At 38.8% G+C, this 21,143-nt stretch carries 28 protein-coding genes; 4 read left to right on the plus strand and 24 right to left on the minus strand.

Going from position 1 to position 21,143, the window contains the following annotated elements; genetic code table 11:
- Positions 1 to 10: 10 nt before the first annotated feature.
- The 7 genes from O2942_00870 to O2942_00900 all read right to left on the minus strand — a co-directional run bounded on the left by O2942_00870 (position 11) and on the right by O2942_00900 (position 2,972).
- The gene (locus O2942_00870; GenBank protein ID MDA0780800.1) at positions 11 to 499 is read right to left on the minus strand and encodes a hypothetical protein; all 489 of its coding nucleotides are present in this window, start codon (positions 497 to 499) and stop codon (positions 11 to 13) included.
- Between the two features lie 126 nt (positions 500 to 625).
- Positions 626 to 1,045 carry a phage tail tube protein gene (locus O2942_00875; protein MDA0780801.1) on the minus strand — a complete coding sequence of 140 codons (420 nt, stop codon included), beginning with the start codon at positions 1,043 to 1,045 and terminating at the stop codon, positions 626 to 628.
- A 15-nt stretch (positions 1,046 to 1,060) separates the two neighbouring features.
- Complete coding sequence (locus tag O2942_00880) at positions 1,061 to 1,465, minus strand: DUF3168 domain-containing protein (protein MDA0780802.1); 405 nt, start codon at positions 1,463 to 1,465, stop codon at positions 1,061 to 1,063.
- Positions 1,462 to 1,824, minus strand: coding sequence for a phage head closure protein (locus O2942_00885; GenBank protein MDA0780803.1), 363 nt, complete (start codon positions 1,822 to 1,824; stop codon positions 1,462 to 1,464). The genes O2942_00880 and O2942_00885 overlap by 4 nt, the downstream gene beginning before the upstream one ends.
- 9 nt (positions 1,825 to 1,833) lie before the next feature.
- A complete protein-coding gene (locus tag O2942_00890) occupies positions 1,834 to 2,376 on the minus strand; it encodes a head-tail connector protein (protein MDA0780804.1) in 543 nt (180 codons plus the stop codon).
- 22 nt (positions 2,377 to 2,398) lie between these two features.
- Complete coding sequence (locus tag O2942_00895) at positions 2,399 to 2,596, minus strand: hypothetical protein (GenBank protein MDA0780805.1); 198 nt, start codon at positions 2,594 to 2,596, stop codon at positions 2,399 to 2,401.
- The gene (locus tag O2942_00900) at positions 2,568 to 2,972 is read right to left on the minus strand and encodes a hypothetical protein (GenBank protein MDA0780806.1); all 405 of its coding nucleotides are present in this window, start codon (positions 2,970 to 2,972) and stop codon (positions 2,568 to 2,570) included. Before O2942_00900 ends, O2942_00895 begins: the two co-directional genes overlap by 29 nt.
- 187 nt (positions 2,973 to 3,159) lie before the next feature.
- Here O2942_00900 and O2942_00905 point away from each other — a divergent pair, with 187 nt between their 5' ends.
- Positions 3,160 to 3,603 (plus strand): DUF1465 family protein, encoded by a 444-nt coding sequence (locus O2942_00905; GenBank protein ID MDA0780807.1) that lies wholly within the window; start codon positions 3,160 to 3,162, stop codon positions 3,601 to 3,603.
- Between the two features lie 65 nt (positions 3,604 to 3,668).
- On the opposite strand, the gene O2942_00910 is transcribed toward O2942_00905, so the two are convergent.
- The 5 genes from O2942_00910 to O2942_00930 form a co-directional block, all read right to left on the minus strand.
- Positions 3,669 to 4,166: a hypothetical protein gene (locus O2942_00910; protein ID MDA0780808.1), complete on the minus strand. Its 498-nt coding sequence runs from the start codon at positions 4,164 to 4,166 to the stop codon at positions 3,669 to 3,671.
- Between the two features lie 109 nt (positions 4,167 to 4,275).
- Positions 4,276 to 4,680, minus strand: coding sequence for a hypothetical protein (locus tag O2942_00915; GenBank protein ID MDA0780809.1), 405 nt, complete (start codon positions 4,678 to 4,680; stop codon positions 4,276 to 4,278).
- A 106-nt stretch (positions 4,681 to 4,786) separates the two neighbouring features.
- Positions 4,787 to 5,983, minus strand: coding sequence for a phage major capsid protein (locus tag O2942_00920; protein ID MDA0780810.1), 1,197 nt, complete (start codon positions 5,981 to 5,983; stop codon positions 4,787 to 4,789).
- A 68-nt stretch (positions 5,984 to 6,051) separates the two neighbouring features.
- Positions 6,052 to 6,675, minus strand: a complete 624-nt coding sequence (locus O2942_00925; GenBank protein ID MDA0780811.1) for an HK97 family phage prohead protease — start codon at positions 6,673 to 6,675, stop codon at positions 6,052 to 6,054.
- Positions 6,672 to 7,907, minus strand: a complete 1,236-nt coding sequence (locus O2942_00930) for a phage portal protein (protein MDA0780812.1) — start codon at positions 7,905 to 7,907, stop codon at positions 6,672 to 6,674. The genes O2942_00925 and O2942_00930 overlap by 4 nt, the downstream gene beginning before the upstream one ends.
- A gap of 126 nt (positions 7,908 to 8,033) precedes the next feature.
- On the opposite strand from O2942_00930, the gene O2942_00935 reads away from it, so the two are divergent.
- The 3 genes from O2942_00935 to acpS all read left to right on the plus strand — a co-directional run bounded on the left by O2942_00935 (position 8,034) and on the right by acpS (position 9,710).
- Positions 8,034 to 8,405, plus strand: coding sequence for a Rap1a/Tai family immunity protein (locus tag O2942_00935; protein ID MDA0780813.1), 372 nt, complete (start codon positions 8,034 to 8,036; stop codon positions 8,403 to 8,405).
- Between the two features lie 147 nt (positions 8,406 to 8,552).
- Entirely contained in the window at positions 8,553 to 9,281 is a 729-nt protein-coding gene (locus O2942_00940) for a pyridoxine 5'-phosphate synthase (protein MDA0780814.1), read from the plus strand.
- A 21-nt stretch (positions 9,282 to 9,302) separates the two neighbouring features.
- Complete coding sequence (gene acpS, locus O2942_00945) at positions 9,303 to 9,710, plus strand: holo-ACP synthase (GenBank protein ID MDA0780815.1); 408 nt, start codon at positions 9,303 to 9,305, stop codon at positions 9,708 to 9,710.
- A gap of 42 nt (positions 9,711 to 9,752) precedes the next feature.
- Here acpS and O2942_00950 read toward each other — a convergent pair whose 3' ends face one another.
- Genes O2942_00950 through nuoH form a run of 12 tightly spaced genes read right to left on the minus strand, consistent with a single transcriptional unit; the run spans position 9,753 to position 21,140 of the window.
- Positions 9,753 to 10,211 carry a response regulator gene (locus O2942_00950; GenBank protein ID MDA0780816.1) on the minus strand — a complete coding sequence of 153 codons (459 nt, stop codon included), beginning with the start codon at positions 10,209 to 10,211 and terminating at the stop codon, positions 9,753 to 9,755.
- 6 nt (positions 10,212 to 10,217) lie between these two features.
- Positions 10,218 to 10,637, minus strand: coding sequence for a 6-carboxytetrahydropterin synthase (locus O2942_00955; GenBank protein ID MDA0780817.1), 420 nt, complete (start codon positions 10,635 to 10,637; stop codon positions 10,218 to 10,220).
- On the minus strand, positions 10,637 to 12,313 hold the full coding sequence (locus O2942_00960; protein MDA0780818.1) for a ribonuclease J: 1,677 nt from the start codon (positions 12,311 to 12,313) through the stop codon (positions 10,637 to 10,639). Before O2942_00960 ends, O2942_00955 begins: the two co-directional genes overlap by 1 nt.
- On the minus strand, positions 12,285 to 13,082 hold the full coding sequence (locus O2942_00965) for a type III pantothenate kinase (GenBank protein MDA0780819.1): 798 nt from the start codon (positions 13,080 to 13,082) through the stop codon (positions 12,285 to 12,287). The genes O2942_00960 and O2942_00965 overlap by 29 nt, the downstream gene beginning before the upstream one ends.
- Before the next feature lie 15 nt (positions 13,083 to 13,097).
- Positions 13,098 to 13,817 (minus strand): biotin--[acetyl-CoA-carboxylase] ligase, encoded by a 720-nt coding sequence (locus O2942_00970; GenBank protein MDA0780820.1) that lies wholly within the window; start codon positions 13,815 to 13,817, stop codon positions 13,098 to 13,100.
- A complete protein-coding gene (gene nuoN / locus O2942_00975; protein ID MDA0780821.1) occupies positions 13,805 to 15,250 on the minus strand; it encodes an NADH-quinone oxidoreductase subunit NuoN in 1,446 nt (481 codons plus the stop codon). The genes O2942_00970 and nuoN overlap by 13 nt, the downstream gene beginning before the upstream one ends.
- 9 nt (positions 15,251 to 15,259) lie before the next feature.
- Positions 15,260 to 16,756: an NADH-quinone oxidoreductase subunit M gene (locus O2942_00980; GenBank protein ID MDA0780822.1), complete on the minus strand. Its 1,497-nt coding sequence runs from the start codon at positions 16,754 to 16,756 to the stop codon at positions 15,260 to 15,262.
- 16 nt (positions 16,757 to 16,772) lie between these two features.
- Positions 16,773 to 18,710: an NADH-quinone oxidoreductase subunit L gene (gene nuoL, locus O2942_00985; protein MDA0780823.1), complete on the minus strand. Its 1,938-nt coding sequence runs from the start codon at positions 18,708 to 18,710 to the stop codon at positions 16,773 to 16,775.
- Positions 18,711 to 18,714: 4 nt separating this feature from the next.
- Positions 18,715 to 19,026: an NADH-quinone oxidoreductase subunit NuoK gene (nuoK, locus tag O2942_00990; protein MDA0780824.1), complete on the minus strand. Its 312-nt coding sequence runs from the start codon at positions 19,024 to 19,026 to the stop codon at positions 18,715 to 18,717.
- The gene (locus O2942_00995; protein MDA0780825.1) at positions 19,027 to 19,635 is read right to left on the minus strand and encodes an NADH-quinone oxidoreductase subunit J; all 609 of its coding nucleotides are present in this window, start codon (positions 19,633 to 19,635) and stop codon (positions 19,027 to 19,029) included.
- Between the two features lie 16 nt (positions 19,636 to 19,651).
- Complete coding sequence (gene nuoI, locus O2942_01000; GenBank protein MDA0780826.1) at positions 19,652 to 20,137, minus strand: NADH-quinone oxidoreductase subunit NuoI; 486 nt, start codon at positions 20,135 to 20,137, stop codon at positions 19,652 to 19,654.
- 10 nt (positions 20,138 to 20,147) lie between these two features.
- The gene (nuoH, locus tag O2942_01005) at positions 20,148 to 21,140 is read right to left on the minus strand and encodes an NADH-quinone oxidoreductase subunit NuoH (GenBank protein ID MDA0780827.1); all 993 of its coding nucleotides are present in this window, start codon (positions 21,138 to 21,140) and stop codon (positions 20,148 to 20,150) included.
- Positions 21,141 to 21,143 lie beyond the last annotated feature (3 nt).

Genomic DNA, 21,143 nt, shown 5'->3' on the forward strand with positions numbered 1-21,143 from the left:
CTTATATTTATTATTGACCGCCTTCCGACCACTGCTTCATCTTGTTTTGCATTTGTTCGGTTGCTTTTCTTGCCTCGGCAGCTTCGGGCGAATTATCATTTTCAAACTCGTTATAAACAACTATATAATCCTTATACACTTGTGAATTATTAACCTCTCTTGATGCCTTGGCTACGGTTATATAATAATCCTTTCTTGCAGCATATTTAGGGTCTTGTGCCACTCCTTCGAGGTATTGTGCGTATTTTTCCAGCCCCTGTGTGGGGTCATCTTTCATCATCTCGCCCATATACCGAGCCAATATAACCCTTTCTTTTTCAGGAACTTCAGGGTCGCCGATTATTTCCATTAATCCCATCATCTCATCTGACATTGCCATTTCCTGTGATGCATTAAGCATTTTTACACCGCTTTCACACAGAGCCATTTTTTCCTGCATGTTTTTAACTTCCGCCTCAATATCATCACTATGTTTGGCCATATTTTCTACGATTGACATAATATTAGTACCCCGTTATTAGAATTTTCATTAAGAGATTAACATAACTATATTAACATTATATTACAAGTTACTCTTAAACCGAAGTGAAAAAAACACATTCCAAGAATGTGGTATTATACAATATCACGCCCCGTTTGTAAAGTTAATATAACCGTCGCTTTCAAGAACAACTGCAAAATCTTCTTGCGTTCCAAGCCGTCCCTTTCTTTCATAACTTGATACTACAAAGGCACATGAAATATAATCCCCGTTACCGAAATGCAGTTCATAATTATTGCTAGAACCTGAAAACGCATACCCACGCATCAACTCTTCTGATGAACTGTCTGTAAAATAACCGTTTCCCTTGACAACAAGGCTTTTTACACCGGTTTGACCGTTAATTTTACGATATTGACCGGATATAAGGTTATTTGCTTCAATTATTTTATTATTTAATATAAAGTCGGTATTAATCATGCCACCAATTTCAGTAAAAACTTCAGTCGGGGTTGCTCCGTTTCCAACTTTTAAAATAACATCATCGCCTTTTTGAGCCGTCATAAGTTCCTCTTTGTATTAATCTTCTTGCACTAAAAAATCAAAAACTATATTGCCTTTCCATGTTAAGCCGTCAGTCATTAGTTCGGAATTACTAAAAACATACCTGCCGCTTATCATGGTGCAGCCTGTCATTGCTAGTGTAGCTCCGTCTAAAACCTGCTTTATCTGTGCTAATATATCATTGGTTTCTTTATTCCCCCGTTCCATTGAATAGGTTTCTAAAGCTAAACGGGCTTTTATTCCGGTAGTTGTTTTTGTAGACCGGTCAACCGCCTCCGATATATTAATCTTTATATACGGATATGATGTACCCTGCACAACATGGCTATAAACACCGTTAACAATACCGGATATCGTAACATCGTTATCTAAAGCCGTATAAACCGCTTTTTGTAATTCCCATAAACAATCGACCGTCATACCGTAACTCCCTCCTCAGCGAATATCTGCAACATTTCATTTCTTTCATTCACATTAATAACGCTTCTGATATTAAAAACACGGCTATCGAACAAAACTCTCATATCCGTAGTAACTCCGCTTATGTAGCGTATGGTTATCCTGTAGGAGCGTGTATTTTTTAACTGTCCTGAAAAGGTCTTTTCCGCACCTAAATTGCGACCGCCCGATTTAGATATATCCTCAATTTTAGCCCAAACAGACATAAAATCAGTCCAGCCGATGGTATTTCCCCCTGCGTTATCCGCAGTTAACACTTGGCTTTGGAATGTAATTACGTGCCTCATTTGCGATGCTATATCACCATTATTTTTTGTCATATTTCCCCCCTAAATACTTAGCAATTTATAAGGTGTGTAAAGGGTTTGTGATTGTGGAGGAATAACATTTGCTCCGGCTCTGCCGTCATATATTGCAAGTATGTGTGAGAGCATTCCCTGTTTAATAGGGTTAGGCACATCGGAGGCTAAATCCCCATAACCTGCAACATATATTATCTCGACTCTATGGCTTACGACATTAGCATCAAAAATAAGCTTATGATTTCCGGCACTTAAATAATACGCATTTGTACTTATAACCGATGTTGCCTCGTCCCTTTGCACTGCGGTTACCGATGTAATTGACTGTACAGGTCCCATAGCAAGCTTAACAACTGAAGGACAGTATTTATCATAGGAAATTTTCCGGCTTTGGCTAATCAGTGACACTTTCAAGAATTTCTCAGTTGCCTGTCTTACCGCAATTATAAGATTAGTTATTAAAGCATCATCATCGCTTGTATTCACCTTCAAATAAGTCTTTACTTCCGTTAGGGTAAGGGGTTCTATTGCCGGAGCCGTATGCAGCTCCAATACCGGTTTATTACTCATGTTATTCTCCGAAATTATATGATTATTGACTAACTTTTTCAGCGTATCCCGCTGCAAAAAACGTTCTGGCAAGATTTTCCCTTACCCTGTAAACAGTACCGGCATAAAACTGCTTTACTACAAAGCCGTCTTCAGTACCCTTTCGTGTTTGAAGCATTCTTATCAAGACCATGCGAATAACCTCCTGATTATTAGCCGTTACGGCTCTGACTTTTAGCAAGAGCCTTAGCCATATCTAAAAAGCGTTGTGCCGATGACGGATTGAAATCTCTTGAAGGACTTGCCGAGCTATTGTTTGTATTTGTTATATTCGGCAATATCGCATCAGCCAGAATTGAGCCGAATATAGTTCCGTTGAAATCTTTATTTATGATATCCTGAAATTCATTTGAAGAATTTTTTAATATGTCCTGACTTTTACTCATTACCGCTTTGGATAGTATATTTTTCAATCCTTCCAAATCATTTGTTAATATTTTATCAAAATCTTTTAGCAATTGCTCCTTTACTTCATTTCCGATTTCTTCAAACTGCTTTTTTATTTCATTAGCAAATTCATCAATCTTATTTTCTACGATTGTCCTATTTGCGGACATAGCATACCTCATCTAAAATATTAAAAATATAAAATAAACTATTTAATTTAATAAACATTACTTAACCAACCCTTGGGTTGAAAAAACCATTTAGACTGTGCCAAAATGGAATTTTTTAGTGACACATGTTATTTTTTGTGATACATTAGTTACATGTAGATTGAAAATTAGTATGGGGATTATTGGAATGTACGAAAACATTCAAGACAGTAATAATATATTCAGATTTACTCAAAAAAGCTACAATGAGGCTTTATCTCTTTTAGTATATTCACGTGATTATTTTAATACTAGGGGCAGAGTTGACAAGCTCAACCTATCGAGCGAAGACAGCATTTTATACACTATAGCAATGTCAAAGATTACTACACAGCTTACCGGAGTTCTTAGCTGGCTTTTAATGTGCAAAGCTATTGAAAGCGGCGAAATAAAAATGCAGGAACTAAGCAAGCGGGATTTTTGTATTCCGGGTAATGACTCAAGCTTTGAAATTGACGATTTAAACTTTTTTCATTTAAACAGCACGATAAAAGAACTCTTGAAAAAGAGCAACAACATGTATCAAAGAATAAAACGCCTTGAAAAATCTTTCCATACAATGATGGACGAAGAAGTGGAACTTGTTCACTAAAGGCGTTAAACGAAAAAGGTAGAGGCATAATACATCCCCTAACCAAAAAAGCCTCTACCTTTATATTAATACAGCCCTCTATCCCTTAATTTATCAGTAATAAAATCAAAAATATATCCCAAACCGAGATATCCGCCTCCTTGAATATCGTCCGCTTCGTCTAATTTTATTTTATGCACCTCCAAATCTGCCATAGATACCGCTTTGGCTTCTTTTAATATCTTTTCCAGATTAATGGTTTTTTTATGCTCACTATCTATTTTATTTAATGTTTCCTGTTCGGTCGGACAGAATTTTCCGTCCTTATGAAAAAGTACACGAGTTAAGTTTATCAGATATGCTCTATCTCTTACTTCGGTGATTTGCTTATATACGGAATCAAAATCTTTGTTTTGCGTTTCTATATCTTGTTTTAGTATTTCCTTTTGCTCATCGGTCAATAACTCATACCTGTGAATACCGTCTAGGAACTCTTTTTCCTGTTGTGAAAAATGCCCGTCGATATTTGCCATTATTATCAAGCCTCGCCACACCGCAAACTTACTGTCACTGATATTATCCATATATAACGTCCGTTTTATAAAATAAATATAATTTATACTTATTCTATAAAGACATTCAACCTATAAATGAAGGGAGAAGCAAATAATGCCCCCCCTTCATAAAACACCACTACATTACAGGCATATCACCTGCATCAGATTTTACTGAAACGGCAGAAATAGTACCGCCGCTTGTAGTGCTTGCTGAAACTATAGACAGCCTTACATATCGTTTATTTCCGATATATCCGATCTTTTTTACCGCATTATCCTCGGTAGCTATAAATGCGGCATCAGCCTCAGTGCCAAGAAGGTCAGCATCGCCAACAGCCGTAGCATCACTTAAATTTGACTCATCGCCTTCTTGTATCAAGGGGGTGTAAGTTCCATCGGTTAATGTTCCCGACTGGATAACAAACTCAATAGAACCGAAGCCCTGCATATCTATTATATTACCGTTTGTAGTAGTATCCGAAGAAATGGCTGAAGTATTAAATGCCGTTTCCGCTTTTATATTATTATGTAAATCTCTCATGAGAATCTCCGTTTTTTAATTAATTTCTCAATAGCCCCCTCTCCCTATGGGAGAGGGTTGGGGTGATGGTAAGAGTAAGGGCTTGTTTAATAAATTCGCCAAAAAACTAAGAACCCAACTTCATCAACTTGATAGCCTCGAAATTGACTACATCACCGCCCACACGTTTTGTAGAGTAAAACTTTACAAACGGTTTATCGGTGAACGGGTCACGCAAGACACGTACTCCGCTACGGTCAACTATCTGATAGGCAGCTTTAAAATCCCCCACGGCAATTGATAGGCTGTCTGCGGCAGGCACAGGCATATCCGCAGCCTGATGCACAGGAACGCCCATTAGTGTATCAGGTGCGCCGACTGCCAATCCCGGGTTCCACAAATACTGATTAGTAGTATCTTTTAACTGGCGGACATCTTCAACCGTAGCCCTGTTCATCAAAAATGATGCGTTAACGGCATAATCCTCTTTTAAAGAGTAATATAGCTCGATGATTTTATCAGCAGTTACAGCACCACTTGAGCCTGAAGCTACCTGTTCAATTTCTCCCCATTGTGTGCCGTTGCTATAAGTAAGGATACCTCTTGGTTTGCCCACGCCGTCACCGCTTATAAAAGCCGTATTTTCCTTTTTGGCAAATATCGCAGATATCTTTTCGGCAAGCCATGCTTCGATATTTATAGCCGAATCGTCGATTAGTTTCTGGGTTGCTTTTGGCTGTGCGTAAAGCTCATGGACGGGAATTGATTTTTTAGCCAATGTCGGAGTATCGGTATCAGATACCGCCCCTGATTCGGTAGTCCAACCGGCAACAGCCTCCGACTTGTCTTCTAAAATTTCCAGTGAATCGCTTGAGATAACTTCAACACCGGCTATTTTTCTCATTGGCGAAGTTTCAAATACGGTTTTTATTATCATATCTGAAATTTGCGGTGAAACCAGATAACCGCCATCAGGATCAGACGCAACCGAAAGTGCTTTTGTCTCCAGATTGCACAAGTCACCCTCAACACCTTTTCTAAGATAGTTACAAAAAGCGTTTTTATGGGCAAGGGATATCTCGTCCGTAAATCTCGCACCCTCAACACTACCGTAAGCAGGTCTGTTAAAAGCGGCTTCCATTCTGGACACCCTTTCCTTATATTCATCTAACTTACCGCTTATGCGGGAAAGATGCTGTTCTGTCAACGGGTCGCTTGAACCTTTATTTTCAATTTCTTTCAAACGACGGTCATTAACTTTTTTAAATTGTTCCCATGCAGAACCCAATTGGTCAACACGAGCTTTTACTTCGGTTATAGACATATAACTCTCCTTTTGATTTTTTTAAATAATTATTGAAATAAGCCCGCATCCCACGGGAGAATTGATTATTAAAACAACGCCTCGATAGCCCTATCAATAGAAGCCTCAAGTGATTTAATTTCCTCAGCCCTAAACCCATATAACGCAAGTTCCTTAGCCTCCGAGCGTGAATATCCGCTTTGCCTCAGGAACTTCTCATACTCTCTTAATGTAGAAGCAGTTGCGGATTTTACAGAGGTGATAGTAGCGTTTTCATTAGCCGGAAAAGTGACAAGGCTTATTTCAAATAAGTCCACATCTTCGATGATACGCACCCCGTTATCTTCATAATAACTGGCAGAAACTACAGAATATCCTATGCTCATTCCATTGATAGCACCCGACTTTAACAAAGAATAGGCCTCCTTAGCCCGCTTAATATCAAGCAACAGCCGCCCCTTTACAAATAGTCCGTGAGAATCTTCATATAGATTTTCAAAAACACCTATAGGTTCATCAAGTTTATGCTGCCATAAAAGTTTTATGCTATCTTTTTTCTGCTCAAGACATCGTTTAAAAGCACCGTTTGCTATGATATCATTCTGACTATCAACCACATTAAAGACCGATGCATAGCCTGAAAAAGCCCCATCTTCTTCAACAGCCTTAATATCAAGTTTACAATTTATATGTTTTGTTTGTTTTTTAGTCATTTCAACCCCACCATTTTCTTTTTTTCTTCATTACTTAAAAAGTCTGCGTCTTTCACTCGGTTCCATGCAGCTTCCCTTCTTGGAGCTAACGCACTAATCCTATCAAGATCCACCGACAATTTCAGGTCATTACCGAAGATTGGAAGTAAGCGGCTATTAAGGCTATCGGTAATATTATCCACCATGGGCAATATTGTTTGTTCCCAAAGGGAAAGCCTCGCCTCTGCCATGTTGTTATATGTTGCATCTCCGGGAATGCCGAGCAATTGCGGCGGAACACCAAATGCAAGGGCAATATCCCTTGCCGCACTATGTTTGGTATTGATAAAATCCATATCCTTAGGTGAAATGCTCATTTCTTTCCATTCAAGCCCGCCTTCCAATAATAAAGGTCTTCCCGCATTTACCGAGCCGCTATGCGTTTCGTCCATTTGGCTCTTAATTCTTATATATTGCTCTTCGCTTAAGTAGCCGCCTTCCCCGTTATCTCCTGTTTTAACAATTAAAGCCCCGCTTGGTCTTGCTCCGTTTTGTAGTAACGCCTGATTCCAAGCAGATGCTTCATTATGCTGGTCTATTGAATATGCGGCAGCTTCTATAGAAGAAAGCCCGTACCAGTCATTGAGCGGGTGGAATTTTTTAAGGTGCAGAATATCAGATTGCCCCGTAAGCCTGTCAACCATGAAGTCTTTAACCTTATTTCCCACTTCATATCTATAACCTTGAGGCATACAGTCATGATTTGCGATAACACTTACCCTATCGGGTCTGAGGGCAAAAAGTTCCCTTACCGAGTTGCCGCTATCCTTTACCGTATGAATATAAGCGTTACCGCCTATTAACATATGGCTATAGATTTTTTCAAAAAACTCCGCCCCTCCAAAGCATGGATTCGGTCTTTTTAATAATTTCAGCACCCCATGCTCCGACACTTCCTGCCTGACCGAGCCTGTAAGCCTGCTCAATTTCCACGGAACGCCTGCTGCACCGCTTGCTATCATTGAAATGCATCTGTGTGCTATAACATTCTTAATATATCCTTCATCTGCGAATTTCACATATTCCCTTCCGCTCCACACGGCTTTTCCGGGCGTGTTTAAATAGCTGTTATAATAAGTTGAAGAATAAGGAAAATTATTCCCCGACTTAACCTGCCGTTTATTTCTAACAAACTTTAACGCCATTTGTTTTAGTGATGATTTCTTTTTGTTTATTCGGTTTTGTTTTTTCATTTTAACATCCCATAAATTGAAAAAATTACAGTGTTTTATAAATAAGTTTATTCTCGCAACTTGACCCTAACAAGTTGAGGTAGTAATATGCCGTGCGGTTCACACAAAAAAATAATCGGAGTGATTGTGAAAAAAGTTATATCTGCTTTAGTGTTTTTTTTATTATCATACGGCAACTCTTATGCGTACAAATCCGAAATGACCGCAACTGAGCTTGTTCAATACTGCGAAGAAGTCAACAAAGGCTCCACAGGGAACGAGTTTGACAAAGAACTCGCCCTTATATGCAAGGGATACATGTCGTCATTTTTTGACAGCATGGTAATTATAGAGAACGTTACAGGCAGCCCCCCGTTTTGCATACCCAACTCCCTACCTAAAACGCAAAATAATTTAATTTTACAGTCGTGGGTTAATAAAAACCAGAAAATCGCGTCTCAAACTACGGCAGCAGTAGCACTTTATGCGGCGTTTAGAACTGCGTTCCCGTGTCAGTGACACTTTTCTCATCCTATATTTACAATATAACCTTATTTTTAACGGTTATGTAATATCTATAACAAAAACTTTTTTTATTCTGTACAACCCTGTAAACTCTGGCTAAAATTAGTATGTCAATAGGTACAATAAAAAAATAATTATAAAATGGAACAAATTCGCCTTGGTGTTAACATCGATCATATAGCCACTATAAGAAATGCCCGTGGGGGAATTCACCCTGCTCCCGTATCTTCTTTAAAAATAATAGAGCAGGCAGGGGCAAACGGTATAACTGTTCACTTGCGTGAAGACAGGAGGCATATAAAAGATGATGATGTTTTTAAGATTAAAGAAAACACATCACTACCGCTTAATCTTGAGATAGCTGCAACTGAAGAAATGCGTACAATAGCACTTGAGGTGCGTCCCAACGCATGTTGCATAGTTCCCGAAAAAAGGGAAGAGATAACCACCGAAGGCGGTCTTGATGTTGCATCTGCATTAAATGAGTTAAAAAAATTCGTTGCTCCGCTCAAAGATAGCGGCATAAGAGTATCGCTGTTTATTGATGCCGATGAGAGGCAGATATTAGCCTCAAAAGAGGTTGGAGCCGATATCGTTGAATTACATACCGGCTCATATTGCAATGCCGACCAAAACAATGTTGAAAAAGAATTAAGAAGAATTCAGCATGGCGCTAAAATAGCTAAAGAGGCCGGCATAGAGTGTCATGCAGGTCACGGTTTAAATTATAATAACGTACAACCTATTGCAAAAATAAATAATATTGTTGAACTAAATATCGGGCATTTTATAATAGGCGAATCAATTTTTTGCGGACTAGAAAAAAGCGTAAAACAAATGCTTTATCTTATGAATGACGCAAGAAAATAACCTTTTAACAAGCAGCGCAACATGATATTAGGCTTAGGTAGTGATATAATTCATATTAACCGTATTGAAGAGCTTATTAACCGATTTGGTGAACGTTTTATAAACAGGGCGTTCACTAAAGATGAAATTGAGTATTCAAAAAAATTCGGTGCTAATAACAATATTGGAAAATCATCATATTTTGCCAAACGATTTGCTGCAAAAGAAGCATTTGCCAAAGCTATCGGCACAGGTTTCCGAAACGGTCTGCGTCTTGCTCAAATAGGTATAGTAAATGATGAATTCGGCAAGCCTCATCTAATTTTAACCGGCAAAGCACTTGATATGCTTCAGGATATGACAACGGACAACAAGCTACCGACCCCTCATGTATCTTTATGTGATGACTACCCTATAGCACAAGCAACAGTTATAATATCGTTAGACTAATATAAATAGCTGAAAACATTTTTCCATCAAAGCCTATATTAGCTAATTAACATTGTCAGTATCTTTAGCACTCGCAGCGTTACTATTAAAATCATCGACAATATTATTAAAACTACGGACGGATGCCTTAACTAATGTAAGTAAGTGCCTTTCATTGACCGGCTTTTCAATATAGAACTGTGCTCCAAGTTCGATAGCATTCTTATGCTTCCCTTCCCCCCTATCGACAGTTTGAATGATAACCGGTATTTTATTTAGATATGCATGTCCGCGTATTTTATGTAACAGCTCCATACCGGCTATATTCGGCAGGGTCTTGGCAAGGATTATAACACATACTTCCTTATAACCGTCTTGCAAGAAACTCCAAGCCTTTGCACCGTCATCAAATGACTTTATATTATACTGTTTGTTTGCTAAAGCCTCTCGGACAACCTTCAGATCGTCCATAGCATCTTCGACTATAACTACATATTTATCTTTTACAGTACCACTATTCATAATTTTTTAGACAGCCTCAGCGTAGCAATTCGGTGTTTCAAAGACCTTAATCTTAACACACTCAACCTCAGAATCAAAGAACAACTCTTTACACACCGTATTTAAAAGATAATCCGCAATATTTTCAGCCGTAGGATTAGTAGGAAGGTAAAAAACTTTTTGATCGGTTTGTTTTTCTATAACATCACCCAATGACTTATCTTTTTCCCATAAAATAATATTATGATCCCAGTTATCGTCCACCCATTTTCCGAGCTTTTCTTTTATAACGCCAAAATCGACTATTCTTCCTAAATCATCTAGTTCTTTTGCTGCAAATGTAGCGTCCACAACATATCTGTGACCATGTACATATTTACACTTACTTTCATGATTAACGATTCTGTGAGCTGAATCAAAATGCAGCTTACGAGTACAACTGATCATTATATTCTCTCGATATTAACTTCAATCGGAGGAGTTTTTCCGACTTCTCTTTTCATAACTCTACGCACTGCCGATCTGGTAACATTCCTGATTCTGTCGTCAGATTGTTGTTTTTTAGTTCCTTGACCGTTTTGTTTTAAGACATCATCAATTTCATACATTATATCTTCAAAAATATCCTCATCTTCTTTTGCGTCCAACGCACCGGGAGCCGAGATTATAGGATTTATTACAAAAGAATTATTTTGATTAAGTATAAGCGTTACTATTATTATGCCGTCCCTTTGCATTTTACGACGCATCTTCATGATATTGCAATCAGGGGCAAGCAGGAAATTGCCGTCTATGCCCAACTCTCCGGCATTAACCATTGTTACTTTTTCGGCACTGTCAGGGCCCAATTTCACCACATCGCCATTTTCAACTTCTATGGTTTGCTTTATTCCCCATGATTTAGCTAGCCTTGCATGTTCTTTTATATGCACACCCTCACCATGTACCGGAATGGAAATTTGCGGTTTTATCATATCATACATACGCTTCATATCATCAACATTAGGGTGTCCCGATACATGTACGAAATGGTCTTTTTCAGTTAGAACATCTACGCCTAATTTAGTAAGACTATTAAACAACCTGAATATACGCTTGTCATTTCCGGGTATTATTTTTGATGAAAAAATAACCGAATCACCCGGTCTTAAAGCAATATCCCTATGAGTTCCGCTTGTAATCTTGTTTGTAGCTGCCATAGGTTCGCCCTGACAACCTGTAGATATTACCAACAATTTCTCTCTTGGGTGCTTGCTAATCTGGTCTGTATCCAAAAATTCAGGCGCATCATGCAAATAGCCCGAATCTTTAGCCGCCTGAACGATTCTCCAAAGCGAACGCCCTGCCAAAATAACTTTACGCCCGTTCTTTTTAGCCGCCACTGCAATGCTTTCTATCCTTGCCACGTTCGATGCAAAGGTAGTTACCATAACCATTTTTTTACACTCACCCACCAGATTCGTCAGACTTTCCCTCAAGTCACCTTCCGAACCTGAAGTGCCGGGACTAAAGACATTTGTAGAGTCGCTAATCATAGCAAGGACACCTTCCTTACCTATTTTTTTTAGCTTTTCTATGTCAGACTTATCGCCAAGCATAGGGTTAGGGTCAAGCTTCCAATCACCCGAATGGAATATATTTCCATGTTTAGTCCTTATAAATATAGCATTCATTTCAGGAACCGAGTGCGTAATCTGCACAAGCTCAAGGTCAAAAGGCCCCAGCTTGAAGCTGCTTCCCTGCTCTACCTCGTGAATCTCTACGCCTTTTGCTCCCCTGTTATCGCTTAGCTTTGCTTTTAAAAATGCCGCAGTAAAAGGAGTTGCATAAACCGGAACTTCAAGCTCGTTCCACAAATAAGGTATAGCCCCTAAGTGGTCTTCATGTGCGTGTGTTAGCACGATTCCGACAATATCATCTTTATATTTTTGTATAAAACTTATGTCAGGAACTATCATATCCACACCGGGTAAATATTCCTCTGCGAATCCCGCACCAAAATCGGCTATCAGCCACTTTCCGTCAAGATAGTAAAGGTTCATGTTCATGCCTATTTCGCCTGAGCCGCCCAGAGGCAAAAACAACAAATCGTTTTTATGCTTTTTTAAGTTTAGAGTCATTATTCACACTATTTTTTTTATAAATTAAATTTAAACCTTCAATTGTAAGGTCGGGTTCTAAAAATTCTATTTTGTCGATTACGTCATAAAACAAAGGAGCAAGACCTCCTGTACAGATAACTTTCATCGGTTTTGCGTATTCTTTTTCAATACGGGTGACAATTCCTTCAATCAACCCGACATATCCCCAATATATCCCTGACTGCATTGCCGATTCGGTAGAATCCCCTATAACTTTTTTCGGTCTGGAAATATCTATTGAAGGTAGTTTTGCGGCGGCATTATGCAATGCCTCAATGGAAAGATTTATACCGGGTGATATAGCACCTCCCAAATATTCCCCACCAGAACCGACAACATCAAAAGTAGTCGCCGTGCCGAAATCTATTATTACCAGATTACCGCCGAATTTCTCATAAGCCGCAATACTGTTAACCAACCTGTCAGCACCGACTTCGCTCGGCTTATCCAGTTTTATATCTATGCCGAGGAATACTTCATCCTCCCCTATAATCAAAGGTTCGGTATTTAAATGCTTCCTTGATAAGGTCTTTAATGAGAAAATATTTTGAGGAACAACACTTGATATAATAACATCATTTATATCATTTTTAGAAAACCCGTTAGAGTCCAGAAACCTGTCCAGAAATAGAAAATATTCATCACCTGTCCGCTTATTATTGGCGGATATTCGCCATTGGCACATTAACGCCCCATCACGGAAAACCGCCAGAACAGTATTTGTATTTCCTGCATCTATTGCTAACAACATTGTCTTATCAAATTATTAAAAGAAAACCTCACCGCTGGTTATTAAAAGTTTTTTATCATCGACAATTACTTCCAATTCACCGTTTTGGCTGATTCCTTCAAATATTCCTTTAAAAGTTTTATCAGGCAAATTAACCGTAATCTCTTTACCTAAATTATACGCATCATTTAACCAAGCTGACCTTATACACGAAAAACCCTGATTTTTCCAGACATTTTCTTGATTGTTGAAGTTTATGAGAAATTTATCAAAAAATTCAGTGACCGACACCCTTACGCCACATTCGGCAAAAATACTAACAGCTTTAATATCAGCATCTTGCGGCACACTATTAAGATTAACTCCCGTACCGATTATCACTCGGACAGAACCATTAATATCTTTTAATGACTCAAGTAAAATTCCCGATACCTTTTTTTTATTTAATAAAACGTCATTGGGCCATTTATATTTCACTTCAGCCTCGTCATTAACGAACTCTTTAATTGTTTCGCCCACGGATATTGCTGTTAAAAATGAATATTTAGCGGCTTCAGATAGCGAAACATCTACTTTTTTAACAATCGAACAAAAAAGGTTGCCGCTATCGGATATCCATTTATTTCCGCTTCTGCCTTTTCCTGATAATTGGACATCTGCTTTTATTACAGTGTTATCAAAGATTTCACCTGCATTGATGCAACGCTTTGCTTCTTCGTTGGTGCTGTCGATTGACTCAAATTCTAAAACAACCATGCCGCAGCATTTAAAGTATAGTTTAACAGGAATGAAAAGCCCAAAAACATTAATGCGTTAAACATAGCAGATACGAATGCTATATGCTTTATATGACCGGTATCATTATTTTCAAGCGGAACAACCGATTCATCAAGATACATTATTTTTATTATTCGCAAGTAATAAAAAGCAGCTATCACACTTGACAACACTCCTATTACGGCAAGTACATATAGCTCCGATTCAATAGCCGCTTTAAAGATGAAAAACTTGCCGAAGAACCCGGCAAACGGAGGAATCCCAGCCATTGACAGAATTAATATCGCAATAAATAAAGCCAGATAAGGCTTGCTTTTGGCAAGACCGGATAGTGAGTATATGTCTTCTGATTGCCCCTCTTTTCTTTTTATCATCATAATACAGGCAAATATGCCCACACTCAAAGTCATATATATAATTAAATAGAACAATATGGACATAACGCCTTCTCTGCTTGCAGCTGCAAGACCGACCAGTATATATCCGATATGACCTATTGAGCTGTATGCGATTAGCCTTTTTATATTTTGCTGACCTATTGCTCCTAACGCACCTACTATCATGGAGGCTGCCGATATAAATATTATGATTTGTTGCCACTGGCTTACGGCATCGGCAAAAGGGTCTAGCAACAGCCTTGTGAAAACGGAAACGGCGGCAATTTTAGGTGCTACGGCAAAGAATGCCGTAACAGGCATTGGCGAGCCTTCATAAACATCAGGTGTCCACATGTGAAAAGGAACAGCGGAAATTTTAAAGCAGATTCCGGTAATCACGAATATCATTCCCACTAAAACGCCAATCGACACTTCCTTTTGTTCTGAATATAATTCTCTTAAATTATCAAAATTTTCAGTACCTGAGAAGCCGTATATCAATGAACAACCGTAAAGTATAATACCGGAAGACACCGCGCCAAGAATAAAGTATTTCAACCCTGCCTCAGAAGACTTTTCATCATTACGGTTTATTGCAGCAAGTATGTATAACGCAAGGCTTTGAAGCTCAAGCCCCATATAGAATGAGAGCAAACCGTTTGCGGATATCATCAGGAACATACCCGCAATTGATAGTAATATCAGTACGGGGAACTCACATATTTTATTTTTGTCATCTTTGTAAAAACCGCTTGCAAGAAACAAGGTCATTAAACCACCGATTAAAACAAGATATTTACACAAGTTTGTATATCCGTTCGTAACAAACATGTTATTAAAGTTTACATTATTTTCATTTGGAACCATAACAATCGCTATAGCCACAAATGCCAGTATAAATTTGGATAGACCGATTTGTTTTAACGCAAACGAATTACCGTTAAATACCCCTATAAGCAACAATCCCAAAGATGAAAGTAATATAAGAATCTCAGGTAATATATTGATTATATTATAATTAGTTAATGATAACATAATTTTCTCTTAGTTTAACGTTCCAAGGTTTATCTGCTTCACCAGATGAATGACCGATTCACTCATAAGATCCGTTATTACGGCAGGATATACACCTAATATTATTACTAAAACTGCGATGGAAACATACATTATGCCCTCACGAACACCTATATCTTTCATTTTATCGACATCTTTATTTGTTATTTCGCCAAAAACCACCCTTGCATATAGCCATAGCATATATGCCGCTCCCAATATAACCCCTGTTGCAGCCAGAGCCGTTACAATTTTATTTACCTGAAAAACACCGACAAGGGACAACAATTCACCTACGAATCCGCTTGTTCCGGGCAGTCCGATAGATGCCATTGTGAACAGCATGAACAGCATGGCAAATCGTGGCATTCTTTCAACAACACCGCCATATTTTTTGATTTCCTTGGTATGGACACGGTCATATAAACTTCCTACACACAGGAATAACGCGGCCGAAACAAGCCCGTGACTTATCATAACGACCAAACTCCCTTCAATACCCTGCCTGTTTAGGGCAAACGTACCTAATGTCACAAATCCCATATGTGCAACCGATGAATATGCTATCAGCTTTTTCATGTCTGTTTGCACCAAAGCCACCAGCGAAGTATAAATTATCGCAACAACACTTAGGAAAAATACAAAGTCTGCGTAATAAACACTCGCATCAGGCAATAACGGCAATGAAAGACGCAAGAACCCGTAACCGCCCAACTTAAGCAATATACCTGCAAGAATTACAGAGCCTGCCGTCGGAGCCTGAACGTGTGCATCAGGCAGCCATGTATGCACAGGCCACATAGGCACTTTTACCGCAAAAGACGCAAATAAAGCCAACCACAACCATTTTTGAATATATAACGGCAGATGCGGAATTTGCTCCATTAAAACAGGTATTTCCGATGTTCCGGTAATATTATACATATACAATATTGCAATCAGCAGAAGAACCGAGCCTGTCAATGTATAAAGGAAGAATTTAAATGAAGCGTATATTCTTTGTTCGCCTCCCCAAACTCCTATTATCAGGAACATAGGTATAAGAACCGCCTCAAAGAATATATAGAACAGTATTAAATCCAATGCACAGAACACCCCGATTATCATGGTTTCCAGCAATAGGAATGCTATCATATACTCACGCACACGTTTAGTGATGGTGTTCCACCCTGCTAATATGCATATCGGCATTAAGAAGGTCGTAAGTAATACAAAAAACAGGGATATTCCGTCAATTCCCAGATAATAATAAATATTATAACCCTGTATCCACGCTATTTTGTGAACGAATTGAAACTCATGAGTAGTGCTGTCAAACCCTAGCCACAATGACAATGAGAACACGAATGTACCTATAGTAACCCACAAGGCGGTATTCTTGGCATTATTGATAGCATTTTTATCATCACCCCTAACAAAAAAGGCAATGAATAATGCACCTATTAACGGCAAGAAAATCAATATCGAAAGGATTGGAAATTCACTCATATTTATACTTTTTTACCTAAACACCAAATATATTCTTAACAACAAACCAACTTATCAGTCCGAACAAACCAAGTATCATTATTAACGCGTAGTGATAAACAAGACCTGATTGTATCTTCCCGACAGTACCCGACAATTTCCTGACTATCCACGCAGCACCGTTTGGCCCTCCTCCGTCAACAATAATAGTATCACCGACCTTCCATAATGAAGAGCCTATCTTTTTCGCAGGAGTTACAAACAGAAAGTTGTACAGCTCGTCAATATACCACTTATTTAACAAAAACTTATATACGGGACTTAAAGCTTCAGATAAAGATGCTGCAATAACAGGATTAAACATATAAATAAAATAAGCCAGCCCTATTCCAAGCAGTCCTGCAATAGCAGGCATAAGTTTTATATACAAAGGTACATGATGTGCATCTTCCAGAGGGTTATTATGTTCAAAAACAGTTATTGCACCGTTCCAAAAAGCAAGGTCATGGTCAACAATTCCTAATATATAATACCCCAAGGCTCCGGAGAACATAGCCCCTATTGCCAACACGTACAGAGGTATTAACATAACACTCGGTGATTCATGCACATGGCTCATAACTTCCTTAGAAGCTCTTGGCTTGCCGTGGAATGCCATTATAATCAGCCGCCATGAATAAAATGCGGTTAAAAACGCTGCCGCAATACCGACCCAATAGGCATAACCGCCCATTCCTCCTGACGCATAAGCCGATTCTAAAATCATATCTTTTGAATAAAACCCTGCAAATGGGAAAACACCTGCAAGTGCTAACGAACCTATCCACATCAAAGTATATGTTTTAGGTATTTTTTTCCATATGCCGCCCATTTTTCTCAAGTCCTGTTCATTTGACAATGCATGTATAACACTACCTGCACCCAAGAATAACAATGCCTTAAAGAATCCATGCGTTAACAAGTGGAAAACTCCTGCCGAATAAGCGGAAACACCACATGCAAAAAACATATATCCAAGCTGTGAGCATGTTGAATAAGCGATAACACGCTTTATATCATTTTGCGTAATGGCAATTGTGGCGGCAAATATGGCAGTGGCAGCACCTACTATTGTAACTACATCTCTTGCAAAATCTGAATATTCAAACAATGGAGAACATCTGGCAACTAAGAACACTCCGGCGGTAACCATTGTGGCGGCGTGGATTAAAGCCGATACCGGAGTCGGTCCTTCCATTGCATCGGGCAACCATGTATGCAAACCTAGTTGGGCTGACTTGCCCATAGCACCGATGAACAGCAATAAGCATATAACTGTAATTGCATTATATTGCTCACCGAAGATATTTATCACGCTATCGGAATAACCGTCCGTTTTTGCAAATACTTCGCTAAAATTCAGGCTTCCGAATATCATGTAAATTGCAAATATTCCCAATATCAGCCCAAAATCCCCTACCCTGTTCACAATAAATGCTTTCATTGCGGCATCTTTTGCGGACTGTTTTTTATACCAGAATCCTATCAGAAGGTATGAACTCAGCCCCACACCTTCCCAGCCGAAGAATAATTGCAGGAAGTTATCACTTGTTACCAGCATTAACATGAAAAAAGTAAATAAAGACAGGTAAGCCATGAATCTTGGAAGGTGAGCATCATGACTCATATACCCTACGGAATAAATATGAACAATAGATGAAACCCACGTTACCAAAACGAGCATTACGGCAGTCAGGCTATCAACCCTAAGCGACCACGAAACACTGAATGTCCCCGAATCAATCCATCTTGTAATGTCGCTAACCTGTGCCTGCCCCATTATAGCAACGTCATAGAACAATATCGTCGATAAAAAAGCCGATGTCAGCAAGCCGCCACAAGTTATCAGCTGTGCAGACTTATTAGATATCGTCCTTGACATCATTCCCACATAAAAAGCCGTTAATAACGGTATGAAAACTATTGCTGCAATCACTTGATTAGCCCTTCATCATGTTTACATCTTCTACGGAAATACTTCCGCGATTTCTATAATAAATAACCAGTATAGCCAGACCTATAGCCGCCTCTGCGGCTGCCACGGTCAGTATAAATATTGTAAATATCTGCCCTACAAGATCGTCCAGATAATAAGAAAATGCCACAAAATTAATGTTCACAGCCAGAAGCATTAATTCCAGTGACATCAACAAAGTTATTATATTTTTTCTGTTAATGAACACACCGCTTATTCCTATAACAAATAAGCAAGCTGCCAATATCAGATAATGGGTTAAACCGACTTCAGGCATTTACACCCCCTTCTTTGACTGTACTTTAACAAGCTCTACCCCGTCTTTACGGCTTCTGGATACCTGCTTGGATATATTCTGTTTTTTCACACCAGGACGTGTCCTGTGTGTAAGGACGATAGCTCCTATCATAGCTACAAGTAAAATTATTCCCGATAATTGGAACGGATAAATATAATCGGTATATAATATCCTCCCTATAGCTTCGGTATTTGTAATGTCGGAAGGAATTTTAGACGATACTACGGATTTTACCGATGCAAACTCCGACGATACCTGTATAACCATTATTAACTCTGCCAGCATTACCGCAGAAACTAAAAGCAATATCGGCAAGTGCCTGACAAATCCCCGACTCATCGCCTCAAAATCAATATCCAGCATCATAACCACAAAAAGGAATAAAACTGCAACCGCACCTACATAGACTATTATAATTAACATCGATATAAATTCCGCACCCAACATAAGGAACAGACCGGCAGAATTAAAAAATGCCAGTATTAAAAACAACACCGAATGAACCGGATTTTTTACAGTTATCACAACTATTGCTGAAAAAATCAGCACAAATGATAATATATAAAATAATAAATTGGCAATTAACATAATTTACTTCCGAATTTTACCTGTAAGGGGCATCAAGTTCCAGCCTCATAGCCAGCTCTTGTTCCCACTTATCGCCATTTTCAAGTAGCTTTTCTTTGTTATAATATAATTCTTCACGTGTTTCAGTAGCATATTCAAAGTTAGGCCCTTCAACAATAGCATCTACAGGGCACGCCTCTTCACACAGACCGCAATAAATGCACTTTATCATGTCTATATCATATTTTGTCGTGCGACGGCTGCCGTCCTCCCTCTCCTCTGCTTCAATAGTTATAGCCTGAGCAGGGCAAACTGCCTCACATAATTTACACGCAATACAACGTTCTTCCCCGTTAGCATAGCGACGAAGGGCATGTTCTCCCCTGAACCTTGGGGAAAGAGGGCCTTTTTCAAAAGGATAATTAATAGTGACCTTAGGCTTAAACATATATTTAAGCGTAAGCAGCATACCACTTAATATTTCTTTCAAAAAAACAGACTGAGCTGATTTATCACTTATCATTTAACAACTTCTAATTAGTAGTAAAAAAAACAACATAAGCCGATACCAACACTACCCAAACAAGGGTAATCGGTAAAAATACTTTCCAACCAAGCCTCATTAACTGATCGTACCTATATCTTGGTAATGCTGCACGCACCCATATAAACACGAAAAGTAAAAAAGCAACTTTGGCGGCAAACCATACAAAACCCGGTATAAATTGCAATGCAGAAATTCCAAAAGGAGGCAACCACCCGCCTAAAAATAATATCGTGGTTATTCCACTCATTAATATCATGTTTGCGTATTCACCAAGGAAGAATAACGCAAATGTCATTGATGAATATTCAACGTTATATCCGGCAACTATTTCCGCTTCAGCTTCAGGCAAATCAAAAGGGTGTCTGTTAGTTTCCGCCAAAGTAGATATAAAAAATATTATAAACATCGGGAATAAAAGGATATCTTCAAAGAGAGTCCTTTTGTAAAGCACTATCTCGGTAAGGTTTAAAGACCCCACAATAAGAAGCACTGTAATAATAGCAAAACCTATTGAAACCTCATACGAAACCATCTGTGCCGCAGAGCGTATCGCTCCCAAAAATGCGTATTTAGAGTTACTAGCCCAACCGGCTATAATAACCCCGTAAACCCCCAGTGACGAGATGGCAAGAAGGTACAAAACACCGACATTTATATCCGCCAAAACAAGCCCTTCACCAAACGGAATGACAGCCCAGCCTATCATAGCCAACACAAAAGTTATCATCGGGGCAAGCACAAATAAAAACTTATTTGACTTCGCAGGAACAATAACCTCCTTAAGCATAAGTTTTACGCCATCGGCAATCGGTTGCAATAGACCGAAAGGTCCTACGACATTCGGCCCTTTTCTAAGCTGCATAGCTGCTATAACCTTACGCTCCGCCAGCGTTAGATATGCAACGGCACCTAATAACGGTAGTATGATTACTAATATTTTTATTAGTATCCATGCAAAAGGTACGAAATAATCCACCATGAA

This window comes from Pseudomonadota bacterium, from assembly GCA_027620075.1.
Taxonomy (GTDB): domain Bacteria; phylum Pseudomonadota; class Alphaproteobacteria; order Rickettsiales; family UBA6187; genus 1-14-0-20-39-49.